General features: G+C 65.7%; 13 protein-coding genes and 1 pseudogene. 3 read left to right on the forward strand and 11 right to left on the reverse strand.

Going from position 1 to position 12,014, the window contains the following annotated elements:
- From Mlute_RS11500 to Mlute_RS11510, 3 genes and pseudogenes are all read right to left on the reverse strand, one after another.
- Positions 1 to 270: pseudogene (locus Mlute_RS11500) on the reverse strand (hypothetical protein); the annotation flags it as partial.
- A 13-nt stretch (positions 271 to 283) separates the two neighbouring features.
- A complete protein-coding gene (locus Mlute_RS11505) occupies positions 284 to 463 on the reverse strand; it encodes a hypothetical protein (protein ID WP_119360784.1) in 180 nt (59 codons plus the stop codon).
- A gap of 66 nt (positions 464 to 529) precedes the next feature.
- Complete coding sequence (locus Mlute_RS11510) at positions 530 to 2,311, reverse strand: M3 family oligoendopeptidase (RefSeq protein WP_119360785.1); 1,782 nt, start codon at positions 2,309 to 2,311, stop codon at positions 530 to 532.
- A 61-nt stretch (positions 2,312 to 2,372) separates the two neighbouring features.
- Between Mlute_RS11510 and Mlute_RS11515 the strand changes: the two genes are divergently transcribed.
- Both Mlute_RS11515 and Mlute_RS11520 read left to right on the forward strand, forming a co-directional pair.
- Positions 2,373 to 3,233 (forward strand): cell division protein FtsX, encoded by an 861-nt coding sequence (locus Mlute_RS11515; RefSeq protein WP_119360786.1) that lies wholly within the window; start codon positions 2,373 to 2,375, stop codon positions 3,231 to 3,233.
- Positions 3,230 to 4,498, forward strand: coding sequence for a murein hydrolase activator EnvC family protein (locus tag Mlute_RS11520; RefSeq protein ID WP_119360787.1), 1,269 nt, complete (start codon positions 3,230 to 3,232; stop codon positions 4,496 to 4,498). The genes Mlute_RS11515 and Mlute_RS11520 overlap by 4 nt, the downstream gene beginning before the upstream one ends.
- On the opposite strand, the gene Mlute_RS11525 is transcribed toward Mlute_RS11520, so the two are convergent.
- From Mlute_RS11525 to Mlute_RS15665, 5 genes are all read right to left on the reverse strand, one after another.
- Entirely contained in the window at positions 4,495 to 4,980 is a 486-nt protein-coding gene (locus Mlute_RS11525; protein ID WP_119360788.1) for a hypothetical protein, read from the reverse strand. The two genes, Mlute_RS11520 and Mlute_RS11525, sit on opposite strands and share 4 nt — an antisense overlap.
- Before the next feature lie 60 nt (positions 4,981 to 5,040).
- Positions 5,041 to 6,684, reverse strand: a complete 1,644-nt coding sequence (gene pheT / locus Mlute_RS11530; RefSeq protein WP_456237811.1) for a phenylalanine--tRNA ligase subunit beta — start codon at positions 6,682 to 6,684, stop codon at positions 5,041 to 5,043.
- Entirely contained in the window at positions 6,660 to 7,265 is a 606-nt protein-coding gene (locus Mlute_RS16695) for a hypothetical protein (RefSeq protein WP_456237812.1), read from the reverse strand. Before Mlute_RS16695 ends, pheT begins: the two co-directional genes overlap by 25 nt.
- 22 nt (positions 7,266 to 7,287) lie before the next feature.
- Positions 7,288 to 8,352, reverse strand: a complete 1,065-nt coding sequence (pheS, locus tag Mlute_RS11535) for a phenylalanine--tRNA ligase subunit alpha (RefSeq protein ID WP_119360789.1) — start codon at positions 8,350 to 8,352, stop codon at positions 7,288 to 7,290.
- Between the two features lie 139 nt (positions 8,353 to 8,491).
- Complete coding sequence (locus tag Mlute_RS15665) at positions 8,492 to 8,665, reverse strand: hypothetical protein (protein ID WP_182482552.1); 174 nt, start codon at positions 8,663 to 8,665, stop codon at positions 8,492 to 8,494.
- Between the two features lie 37 nt (positions 8,666 to 8,702).
- On the opposite strand from Mlute_RS15665, the gene Mlute_RS11540 reads away from it, so the two are divergent.
- A complete protein-coding gene (locus Mlute_RS11540) occupies positions 8,703 to 9,086 on the forward strand; it encodes a metallopeptidase family protein (protein WP_119360790.1) in 384 nt (127 codons plus the stop codon).
- A gap of 56 nt (positions 9,087 to 9,142) precedes the next feature.
- Here the strand turns inward: Mlute_RS11540 and Mlute_RS11545 are convergent, their stop codons facing one another.
- The 3 genes from Mlute_RS11545 to Mlute_RS11555 all read right to left on the reverse strand — a co-directional run.
- Positions 9,143 to 10,330 (reverse strand): phosphoglycerate kinase, encoded by a 1,188-nt coding sequence (locus Mlute_RS11545; RefSeq protein WP_119360792.1) that lies wholly within the window; start codon positions 10,328 to 10,330, stop codon positions 9,143 to 9,145.
- Between the two features lie 16 nt (positions 10,331 to 10,346).
- Positions 10,347 to 11,342: a type I glyceraldehyde-3-phosphate dehydrogenase gene (gene gap / locus Mlute_RS11550; protein ID WP_119360791.1), complete on the reverse strand. Its 996-nt coding sequence runs from the start codon at positions 11,340 to 11,342 to the stop codon at positions 10,347 to 10,349.
- A 124-nt stretch (positions 11,343 to 11,466) separates the two neighbouring features.
- Positions 11,467 to 12,014, reverse strand: a 548-nt coding sequence (locus tag Mlute_RS11555; protein ID WP_147371076.1) for a prepilin peptidase, incomplete at its 5' end; no start/stop codon positions are given.

A 12,014-nucleotide genomic window follows, 5' to 3' on the forward strand; every position in this document is an offset into this window, starting at 1 on the left:
CTCCCACCCGGTGGGCACCGCCTCCAGCCCGTCTTCCACCGGGAGCAGCTCGGCCCCTGCCCCTACCTGGGGGGTGCTCAGTTGGGGGTCTAGCCGGGCTTCGAGCCTGCCCGCCGTGAGCCGGACCCGCACCCAGCGGAGCCCACCTGGGCTCGAGGCAGGCCCTTGGGGCTCTGGGTTCTCTTCCAGCGCGAGGAGCAGCAGCTCGGCCTCCTGCGGCGTGATTTTTCCTGCTCGGAGCAGCGCTTCTATCCGTTCTCGTTCACTCATGAGCGTCTCCCACCTAGGCGTACCCCAGCTGGCTGTTTGGGGCCTCCAGCTTCTCAGCCCAGGCCCGAAGCCAATAGGCCAGCCGCCGGCGCAGCGATGTCCGGGGCAGCCGCCGCTCCCTTTCGGCCTCCCGCAGGAGCTCGGCCACCCTGAGCACGGCTACGGCCTCGAGCGCGTGGGGATGTGGGTACATGGTAGGCCTCCCTGGTATAAATATAAACCAGGGATTTCTATTTTGTCAACCTGATACTTATATTTTCTAAACCTTTACTTTGAGGATTTGTCCCAACAGGGCCTCAAAGCGCTCAATTCGTCCCAGCAGCACCCGCATGCCCTCCCACCAGAACTCCTCTGAGCGCAGGTTAAAACCGAAGCGGGCCGCCAGCTCCTCGGCGCGGTGCATTCCCACTGAGGCCAGGAGCGCTTTGTACTGGGGCAGAAAGTCGGGCCCCTCGCTCAGGTACCTCTGATAGAGGGCCAGGCCAAAGAGCAGCCCAAAGGCATAGGGGAAGTTGTAGAAGTTTGCCCCGTAGTAGTGCCCTTTGACCGCCCACATATAGGGGTGGTAGGTGGCCAGGGCCTCGCCGTAGGTGGCTTGTTGGGCCTCGAACATGAGGCCGCAAAACTCCTCCGGCAGCAGCTCCCGGTTGCGCCGCTTGGCAAAGACCGCCCGCTCAAATAGGAAGCGTGAGTGGATGTCTACGATGACCTGGGCGGCGCTTTGCAGGCCGCCCTCTAAAACCCCAAGCTGTTCGGCGGGGGGAAGGGTCTTTAGGGCGGCCTCGCCGATGACTGTTTCATTCATGATGGAGGCGGTCTCAGCCAGGGTCATGGGCTCCTGCCGAAGGAGGTAGGGCACCTCCCGCAGGCAGTGGTTGTGGTAGGCGTGGCCCAGCTCGTGGGCCAGCGTGGAGACCGATTCGTAGCTGTCCTCGTGGTTGAGGAGGATGCGTGAGGCCCCCTGACCAACCGGCATGCAGTAGGCTCCCCCGGCCTTGCCCTTGCGAGAGGGTGCGTCCAGCCAACACTCATCAAAGGCCCGCTGAGCCAGGGCAGCGGCCTCTGGGGAGAACTGGGCCAGATGAGCGAGGATGAAGGAGCGCCCTTCCTCCCAGCTCCAGCGCCTGGGGCTCTCTCCGGGGACCCGCAAGGGGGCGAACAGGTCCCACCAGTCTAGCTGAGGCTTGCCCAAGGCCTTGGCTTTAGCCGTGAAGTAGCGCCGCCAGTGTGGGAAGCTCGCCACCATCACGCTTTGCAGGGCCTCGAGGGTTTTGCGCTCAATGCGGTTTTCAAAGAGGGCGGGGGCCAGGTCGTCCTCCCAGCCGCGCCGGCGGTTCAGGGTGGAGACCTCTCCTTTATAGCCGTTTAGGGCTGCGGCCAAGGGGATTTGGTGGGCCTCCCAGGCCTGTAGTTCGGCCTGGTAAGCCGCCTTGCGCACGGCCTCCTCCGGGTGCATGGCCAGGTTGCGTACTGCGGAGATGGGCAGCTCCTCCCCGTTTACCTGGGCGGTGATTTGGCTGGTTAGGTGGGTGTGCAGCTTGACCCAGGCCCTTCCCCCTGAGAGGGAGAGCTCAGCGGCCAGGGTCTCCTCAGGTTCGGACATCATGTGGGCAGCCTGGATGCGGGCTTCCTCGAGGAGCAGCCGGTACTCACCCGCCTGCACCTCCTCGGGATCCAGCCCAGCCAGCCAGCGCTGCAGCCGGGGGCGCAGCTTTTGGAACTTCAGGTAGACCAGCTCCAGCTCGGATAGCCGGGCCTGGGCTGCTGCGTCCGCGCTGTTGCTGTCCACCCGCATCAGCAGGTAGGCGTAAAGCGGGCCAAAGGTGTCCCCAAAGGCGTTGAGCCGATTGACGAGCTCTAGGAAGGTTCCGCGGTCTGTGGCTGCTCCTTCCTTTCCAATGCGGCGGGCCTCCAGGAAGCTGCCCAGCTCAGCGAGCTGCGCTTCCACTCGCCGCCAGGTTTGCAAGAAAGCCTCGGATTCCAGCCCAGGAAACAGCGAGTCTAGGTCCCAAGTGGGCAGTTCGGAAGTGGTAGCGCTCATGACCGGAGTATACGATGAGGCTTCACACACTTCCGCTAATGAGGGGTATAGACTAAAGCCCGTGTACGCCTTTTCTCAGGCGCTGCGCTCGTTGCGCCAGCACCTCACAAGCACCCTGGCGACCTTCTTCACCGCTTTGGTTTCCTTCACCTTGCTGTTTTTGCTGGGGCTTGTGCTTTGGAACCTGGACCGGGTGGTGGCCTCCCTTGAGCGCGAACTGGAGGTAGCGGCCTTTTTGAAGCCGGAGGCCGCTGCCGAAGCCCTTCTGAACCAGATCCGTTCCTGGCCCGAGGTGAGCGAGGTGCGGCTCCAGACCAAGGAGGAGGCCCTGGCCCTGCTGCAGCTTGACTACCCCTACCTGGCCCAGGCCCAGGAGTTTGTCCAGAACCCCTTGCCCGACACCCTGCGCATTCGGCTTTCAGACCCTCAGGCGGTGCGCGAGGTGGGCCGGCGGGTGGCCCGGCTGGAGGGGGTGGAGGGTGTGGAGTATGGAGGGGCCCTTACCGAACAGCTGGTGCGGCTGCTTTTCGGGCTGCGGGTGGCGGTCAACGTGCTGATTGCCCTCTTGCTCCTGAACACCCTCTTTAGCGTGATGGGTACCATCCGGCTTTCCATAGAGAACCGCCGCGAGGAGCTTCGGGTGATGCAGCTGGTGGGGGCTACCCGGCGCTTCATCCAAGGGCCCTTTGTGGTGGAAGGGGTCCTGCTCACCCTGGGGGCGGCGGGGTTGGCGCTGGTTTTGGGAGGGGCTGCGTACGGTTTCCTGGCTGGGGCGCTGCAAAGCTTGCTGCCCTTTGTTCCGGTGTTGGCTCGAGGCGATTTGCTGCAGGCTGGGCTGGCCTTGCTGCTTCTGGCCTTGCTTCTGGGGGCGCTGGGGGCCTACCTAGCCAGCCGGGCCCATCTAAGGGAGACCGACCTATGAGGGGTGCTTGGGGATGGGTAGGGGTTTTGCTGCTGGGGCTCAGCCTGGGGCTGGCCCAGTCTAGGCTAGAGGAGCTGCAGCGCCAAGCCCAGGAAAGCCAGCGCCTGCTCCGGCTTCAGCAGCAGCGCGTTGAGCAGCTCAACCGCGAGCTGGCCAACCTGGACGTGGCCACCCAGCAGCAGCTAGCCGAGCTAAGGCGGCTGGAAGGTGAGATAACCCGGCTCGAGCGGGAGCGGGCCGAGCTAACCCGGCAGATTGACCTCCTCGAGGCCCAAAAGAAGCAGGCTGAAACCAGGATTGCCGGCCTACAGAGGGAGCTGCGGGGCTTGCAGGGGCGGCTTTCGGCTCTTCTGCGGAGCCTGCACCGCGAGCGGGCTGGGCGCTACTTGCCCCTGCTTAGGGCCGAGTCGTTTACCGACCTTGCGGTGCGTAGCCGCTGGGTGGGCACGCTGGGACGGCACCAGACCGACCTGATGGAGCGTATCCGAAACACCGTGCGTCGGCTCGAGGAGGAGCGGCAGCGGCTGGAGCTTTTGGTCAACACCCTTACCGAGCGCCGGGCTGAGCGGCAGGAGCGCATTGCGGCGCTGGCCCAGAACCGCCAGGCGGTGCGGCTTACCCTGGCCCGCTTGCAGGCCCAACGGGCTGGCCGGCAGGTCATCTTGCGGGAAACCCTCCAGGCTCAAGCCCAGCTCCGGGCCGAGCTGAGGGGGTTGCAGGAGCGGATTGCGGCTGAGCTGCGCCGGATTGCCGAGGAACGCCGCCGGGAGGAGGAGCGTCGCCGCCGCGAGGCCGAGGAGCGCCGGCGTAGGGAACTGGCGGCCCAACGCGAGCAGGAGCTTCAGGCCCGGCGCCAGCGGGAGGAGGCCTCGGTGCCCCGCGAACTCGTTGGAGCGCTGATGTTCCCGTTGCGGGGGGGGCGTGTGGCCGAAGCCTACGGTTACCTGGGCAACGACTGGCAGACCCTACAGGGGGGGGGGCCCTCGAGCCCCATCGTGGCCGCGGCGGACGGAGTGGTGATTGACAGCCTCTTTATCGCCAACCTGGGCTACACCCTGACCATCCGCCACTCCGACCGGCTGGCCACCCAGTACGTGAATGTTCTGGAACCCCAGGTGGCCGTGGGCCAGCGGGTCAGCCAGGGCCAGCTCATCGGTTACACCGGAGGGGGCGTCCTGATTCCTAGCGACCAGATGTGGTTCAGGGTGATTTTCATTGACGAGACTGGGAATTTCCGCTATGTGGACCCCTCGCGCTACTACTAGGGGGTGCGTATGTGGGGCAGCAGGGCTGCGCGAAGGGTGGGGTGGCTGGAGGCCCAGTTGAAGAGAGGGCGGGCAAAGGGGCTTTGCACAATGCCCTCCTTGACTGCGATGGGCACCCGCTCGGAGGGGTAGCGCAGGGCCCCCGTGGAGGCCACAAACTCGCTGGGAAAGCTAACCCAGATGGTGGAGGCTAGGAACAGGCCCCACACGAATCCCCCTACCCCGCCCACCAAGCCCTCTAGGGTGGGAGAGAGGGGGGGAAGGGGGATGAACTGGGCCAGGTAAGCCGCGAAAAGCCCCAGGGCCAGGGCCAGCAGGGGCAGGCCCCAAGGGGGCAGCAGGGGCCCCACCAGGGGGGCGAGCAGCCCGTAGATCGCCAGGGCCCCCACCAAGGCCAAGGTGAAGTGGGCTCCTCGGCGGATTCCCAAGGCCAGTGCGGCCGAGAGAACCAGCAGCGCCATCAGGTCAAGCCAGCTCAGCATCAGAGCGCAGTATACCTGCCCGTGGGCCTTGGGAGGGGCGGCTTTGCACAGAAGGGGGCTTCAGCGGCGGATGGTGTAGCCCTTCTCCTCCAGGCTGGTGAAAATCCGCTGCATGAAGCCGTCGGTCTCGGGGTCGGTCAGGGTGCGCTCGGGATGGCGGAAGGCCAGGTGGAAGGCCAGACTCTTCTGCCCAGCCGCTAGGGGCTTCCCCCGATACACGTCGAAGACCTCCAGCTTTTCCAGGTATGGCCCCCCATGGGCGCGGATGAGCCCTTCTACCTCCGCGTAGGGAATGGCCTCGGGGACCACCACCGCCAGGTCCCGCAGGCTGGCTGGGTGGCGGGGGATGTCCCGGAAGGTGGTCTCCCCTTTGGGCAGGGGTAGGTCCAGCTCGAAGAGGAAGACCCTGGGGGGCAGCTCGAGCCCCTCGGCGATGGCCGGGTGCAGGGCGCCGATCTGCCCGACCCGCTCGTCGTTCCAGTAGACCGCTCCGCTGATGCCAGGGTGCAGGTGGGGGAAGACCTCCTTCTCAACCCTTACCCGACCGCCCAGGCTCTGCGCAGCGGTTTCCAAAAGGCCCTTGAGGGCGAAAAATTCGCCCTCCAACCCCCGCTGCCAGCGGCCCACCACCACCTCGCCCAGCAGCAGGGCGGCCAGACGGGGGGTTTCGGTGCTCTGGAACACCCGGCCTAGCTCAAAGAGCAGGAAGGGCCCCTCTTCGCCCTGAGCCAAGGCGGTCTGCAGGTTCTTGAGGAGGCCCGGGTAGAGCATGGTGCGCAGGGCGGTGCGCTCCGGGGTCTGGGGGTTTTGCATGTAGACGGTGGGCAGGGGGGCCCGCAGGCGCTCGCACTCCTCCGGTGAGGTCCAGGCGTAGTTGATGACCTCTTGGAAGCCCAGACCGGCCATGACCGCCTTTAGCCGCTCGTTGGCCTCGTAGGGGCCGTCCACCCCCAGGTTGTCGGGATGGGGGAAGAAGCTGGGCAGGCGGACCGGGATTTTCTCGTAGCCCACCACTCGGGCCACCTCCTCTACCAGGTCTTCTTCAATGTTTAGGTCCACCCGGTGGCTCGGGGGGTAGACCCGATAAAGGCCGGCTTCCTGGGCTTCCGTCCGGCAGCCTAGGCGGTGCAGGATGGAAAGCTGCTCTTCCTCGGGGTAGTCCAGGCCCACCAGGCGGCTGGTGTAGGCGGGGCGGAAGGGAATCGGGGCTTTGGGCTGAAGGTGGTTGAGGTCGCGCCACTCCGCTGCGACCTCCACCTCTTCGCCCCCCCAGGCCTGGAGGAGCTCCAAGAAGCGGGCGGCCGCCCGGGGCAGACCCTCGGGGTCCGCCCCCCGCTCGAACCGGTAGGAGGCCTCGGTCCTGAGGCCGTGCCGCTTGGCGCTGCGGCGCACTGTTACCGGGTCAAAGTGGGCCACCTCCAGGGCCACCGCGGTGGTCCCTTCCCGAATCTCTTCCTCAGCGCCCCCCATGATGCCCGCGAGACCTGCCGGATGAGTTTGGGACCCCTTCTTCACCGTGATAAGCAGGTCCTCAGGGCTAAGGGTGCGGGCCACCCCGTCCAGGGTGGTGAGGGTTTCGCCCGGGCGGGCGAATCGGATGTAAAGCCCTTCTCCGATGCGGTCTGCGTCGTAGGCGTGCATAGGGTTGCCCAGCTCCAGCATGGCGTAGTTGGTGGCGTCTACCACGTTGGAGATGGGCCGCATGCCCGCGGCATAGAGGCGGCGCTGGGCTCCACGAGGAACAAGCCCAAAGCGGCCAGGTCGCGGGCCACCCCGTAGACCGAGAGCCAGTCCGGGCGGTTGGGGGTGATCTCAATCTCAATCACCTCGTCTGGGCCGTAGACTTCAGCCAGGGGTGTGCCCGGCGGCAGGGCATTGGGGGGGAATTCCAACAAGCCCCCAGCGTACTCGCCCATGCCCAGCTCGCGGGCCGAGAGGGCCATGCCAAAGGACTCCACTCCGGCGATTTTGCGCGCGCTCACGCTGCTTCCATCCGGCAGCAGGGCGCCGGGCAGGGCCAGCGCGACCCCCATGCCGGCTTTGACGTTGCTGGCCGCGGAGACCACCTGTACCTCGCGCCCCGCCTCCAGAACCAGCCGCCGCACCTCCTTGCCCTCCACCGGCCCCACCTCTTTGACCTGGGCGAACACCACCTTGCCGTGGGGCACAGGCAGGGGGTGTATGGCCTCGGTTTCAACGCCCAGCCCGGCCAGCATCTCCTCCAGGCGGTCGCTTCGGGGGGCTTCGGGCAGGAATTCCTTGAGCCAGCTATAGACGATTTTCATGTGCGGACCCCACCTTTTGGCCTCATCCTTTGAACTGCTTCAGGAAGCTCAGGCGGTTTTGGTAGAAGTAGCGGATGTCGGGGATGCCGTAGCGCAGGATGGCCAGCCGTTCCACCCCCATGCCGAAGGCCCAACCGGTCACACCCTGGTAGGCCCGGGGCAGCCCCAGCCTTTCGCGGTAGTCGTCCACCACCTTGAAAAGGTAGGGGTGCACCATCCCAGCCCCGCCCAGCTCGAGCCACTTTTCCCGCTCCGGCCACCACATGGCGAACTGCACCCCGGGCTCCACAAAGGGGAAGAAGGTGGGCTGGAAGCGGGCCTTGCCCTCCTTGCCAAAAAGCCCCCGGGCCAGCTCGGCGATGGCCCCCTTGAGGTCGGCCATGGTGATGCCTTCGCCCACCACCAGCCCCTCGAGCTGGTGGAACATGGCCTCGTGCGAGGCGTCGGTTTCCTCATAGCGGAAGACCCTACCTGGGACCACGATGCGGAAGGGCGGGGTGTGCTGAATCATGTAGCGGATCTGCATCCCCGAGGTGTGCGTGCGCAGCACCGCTCCCCCTAGCTCGTTGACCCTTTCGCCAAAGGGGCCTTGGATGGTGAAGGAGGGCTCCCCTCTGAACTCCACCCAGAAGGTGTCCTGCATGTCCCGGGCGGGGTGCCACTCGGGCATGTTGAGGGCGTCAAAGTTGAAAAACTCGCTTTCCACCTCGGGGCCCTCCACCACGCTGAAGCCCATCCGGCGGAAGATGCGCAGGAGCTCACCTAAAATCAGGCTGGTCAGGTGGAGCCCCCCGGAGGGAAAGGCAAGGCCGGGGAGGGTAACGTCCACCGACTCCTCCTCCAGCCGCCTCTGCAGGGCCTGCTCCTTTAGGGTTGCCTCGCGCGCCTCTAGGGCCTTTTCCAGCCGCTCTTTCCACTCGTTGAGGGTCCGGCCCCGCTCCCGCCGCTCCTCTGGGGAAAGCTGGCCTAGGGTCTTCATGGCCTGGGTCAGCAGGCCGTTTCTTCCCAGGTAGCGGACCTTAAGGGCTTGCAGGGCCTCCAGGCTCTCTGCGTGGCTGATTTCCTCCAGCGCTGTGTTCAGCTCCATCTGGCCTCCAAGGGCGAACGAGAGGGGCGGCCCACAGGCCGCCCGCGAGAGAGGTCTGCCCCTCCCGCAGGTCTAGCCAAAAAACCACCTCCCGGCCACGGCCTAAAGTCTACGCGACCGCCCTGCCGGACTCAAGGGCCTACCCAAGGGCGAGCAGGGCCAGCCCGGCCAGACCGGTGACCACCGCGCTGAGGAGCAGCAGGGGCGTTCGCGGGGCCAGCTTGGGGTTTTTGGGGGCTAGAAAACGCCAGATGTACACCTCCAAAGCGCTCAGGATGAGGAGCGCTCCCCCTAGCGGTTTCAGCTCCTGCATGGGGCCATTCTATCGGGGGTTTTGCCAAAATAGGGACGTGACCTACGAGGCTTTTGTGGAGACCGCCGAGCGGCTGTGGGCGGAAATTCCCGAGGAGTTCAAGCGGGGTTTGCAGGGGCTGCACATCCTGGAGGAGGCCAGGCCGGACCCCGAGGAGCCAGGCCTCTTGCGCCTGGGGGAGTACCACGACCCCGGCTTTCCCTCGGTTTTGGGTGGTTTTGAGGGGATTGGTCGGCACATAGCCCTCTTCTATGGCTCCTTTGCGGCCCTCGCGGCCGAGGAGCCCGGGTTTGACTGGGAGGAGGAGATATGGGAAACCCTGCTCCACGAGCTGCGCCACCACCTGGAGTCCTTGGCCTGGCGCAATGACCTGGTGCGCGAGGACTTGGAGTTCCTGCGACGCTACCGACGGCAGAGCTGAGCCCCACGGGAGATCGCCTCTAGAAAGGGGCTCCTCGTGGGGCCAAAGGGTGGGCTTTAGCCCTTCAGGGCCTCAATGCCGGGTAGGGTACCCAGCTCCAGAAGCTCCAGGCTGGCCCCACCCCCCGTGGAAACGTGGCTGAACCGGTCGGCCATGCCGAGCTTGTTGGCGGCAGCCACCGAGTCGCCGCCGCCGATCACGGTGAACGCCCCTTCCAGCCTGGCGATGGCCTCCCCTACCGCCAAGGTGCCCTTGGCGAAGTCGTCCACCTCAAACACGCCCATAGGCCCGTTCCAAAAGACCATTCTGGCCCCTTGGAGGGCCCCGGCGAAGCGCTTGGCGCTTTCAGGGCCGATGTCCAGGCCCATCCAACCCTCCTCTATGGCCTCGGCGGGCATGATGCGGGTGGGAACGCCTGCCTCAACCTTTTGGGCGGCCACCACGTCCACGGGGAGAAGCAGCCTAACCCCCAGCGACTCCGCCCGCCGCATCAGGTCACGGGCCAGCTCGAGCCGGTCGTCCTCTACCAGGCTCTTGCCCACCTGGCCGCCCTGGGCCTTGATGAAGGTGAAGGCCATGGCCCCCCCGATGACCATGCCGGTTACCTTGGAGAGCAGGTTTTCTATAACCCCAATCTTGTCAGAGACCTTGGCGCCGCCCAGCACCACCCAGTAGGGCTTTTCGGGGTTGTGCAGCAGCTTGCTGAGGCTCTCTACCTCCTTTTCCATCAGGAGCCCCGCGTAGCTGGGGAGGAAGCCGGCCACCCCGGTCACCGAGGCGTGAGCCCGGTGGGCCGAGCCAAAGGCGTCCAGCACAAAGGCCTCGCCCAGCCGGGCGTAGCGCTGGGCCAGGGCGGGGTCGTTTTTTTCCTCCCCGGCCTCAAAGCGAACGTTGTCCAGGAGGATGACCGAACCCTGGGGGGTGGCCTCTACCCTTGCTAGGGTGGCGTCGCTGGCCGGGGTCAGCTCGGGAGAGCCACCCACGAAGACCACCGGCCGGCCCAGGTGCTTTTCCAGCACCGGGGCTACCGGGGCCAGGCTGCTGGCTGGGTCAAAGCCTTTAGGCCGCCCCAGGTGGGAGAAGAGGACTAGGGTAGCGCCTTGTTCCAGAAGCTGCCTCAAGGTGGGCACCGCGGCGGCGATGCGGGTTTCGTCCTTCACCACCCCGTCCTTCAAGGGGACGTTGAAGTCCACCCGCACCAGCACGCGCTTGCCGCTGGCGTTAAGCTCCCTTAGGGTGCGCATCCGCATGGCCCTCACCCTAGGAAAGCCGCTGGCCGATGTACTGGGCTAGGTCGGCCACCCGGCAGCTATAGCCCCACTCGTTGTCGTACCAGGCCACCACCTTGACCAGGTTGCCCACCACCAGGGTGTCCAAGGCGCTGAAGATGGAGGAGTGGGGATCGCCCTTGAGGTCGCTCGAGACCAGGGGTTCTTCGGTGTAGGCCAGAATCCCCTTGAGGGGGCCCTCGGCGGCGGCCTTCATGGCCGCGTTGACCTCCTCCTTGGTCACCTCCCGGTTGAGCACCGCGGTGAAGTCCACCACCGAGACCGTGCTGGTGGGCACCCGGAAGGCCATACCGCCAAACTTACCCTTGAGCTCGGGGATGACCAACCCCACCGCCTTGGCCGCGCCGGTCTCGCTGGGCACGATGTTGAGGGCGGCCGCCCGGGCATCGCGGGGGTCGTCCTTCACCGCGTCCACCAGGCTTTGGCTGGCGGTGTAGGCGTGAACGGTGGTGAGAAGACCCTTCTCAATGCCGAAGTTGTCGTTGAGGACCTTGGCCACCGGGGCCAGGCCGTTGGTGGTGCAGCTCGCGTTGGAGACCACGTGGTGCTTCTGGGGGTCGTACATGTGCTCATTGACCCCCATCACCACGGTGAGCATATCGCCCTTGCCCGGGGCGCTGATGATGACCTTTTTGGCCCCGGCCTTTAGGTGAGCCTCGGCGGCCTCGAGCTTGGTGAAGCGGCCGGTGGACTCAATTACGATGTCGGCCCCAATCTCGCCCCAGGGCAGGTTGGCCGGGTCCTTCTCCTCGTAGACCCGGATTTTCTTGCCGTTTACGGTGATGCTCTCCTCGTCGTAGCTGACCGTCCCGGGGAAGCGGCCGTAGTTGGAGTCGTACTTGAATAGGTGGGCCAAGATGGCGTTGTCGGAGAGGTCGTTGATGCCCACCACATCCACGCCCCGCTCGAGCAGGATGCGGAACACCTGGCGGCCAATCCGACCAAAACCGTTGATGGCTACACGCATAACTCCTCCTTATGGCTCAAGGAACCCAGAAGTTCCAAGGCACACTATACCGCCTGGTGCGCTGTGGCCCATAAGCGGTGTTTAAGTGCGCGGGGGCTTTTGTGAATAAATACACCAAAAAGGCTCAGCCCACCCCCAGGTAGGCCAGGTACCAGCGGAGCAGGGCCTCGCCGTAGAAAAAAGCTACCAGCCCCCCCACCGCCAGGTAGGGGCCAAAGGGTATCTGGTTGCTCCCCCCGGACCGGCGGGCCATGAGGCCGAGCAGGGCCCCTGCCAGCACCGCGAGGAAAAGGGCCACCAGCAGGTTGACAAAGCCTAGCCAGACCCCTAAAAACCCCGCCAGCACCACGTCGCCATAGCCCATCACGCTCACGTAACCGCTGGAGGGCTCCTCATCGGGCTCCACCTTGTCGGAAGGGCGGCGGACCCACCAGTAGAGCATCCCCGCCAAGGCCAGCCCCCCGGCCGAGAGGAGCATGCCCCGCAGGCTTTCCAAAGGCGACAGCCCCAGCCCCAAGGCGGCCAGCGGCGCCAGCGCGCCCAGGCCCAAGGTCAGGCCATCGTGCAGGGCCCAGACCCTGCCGCTGCGCAGGTTGAGGGCAGCGTTTAGAAACCCTAGCAGAAGCCCCAGGCTGCCCAGCCACACCCCGCCCACGCTGCCCCATATTCCTC

Source organism: Meiothermus luteus (assembly GCF_003574085.1).
GTDB lineage: Bacteria > Deinococcota > Deinococci > Deinococcales > Thermaceae > Meiothermus > Meiothermus luteus.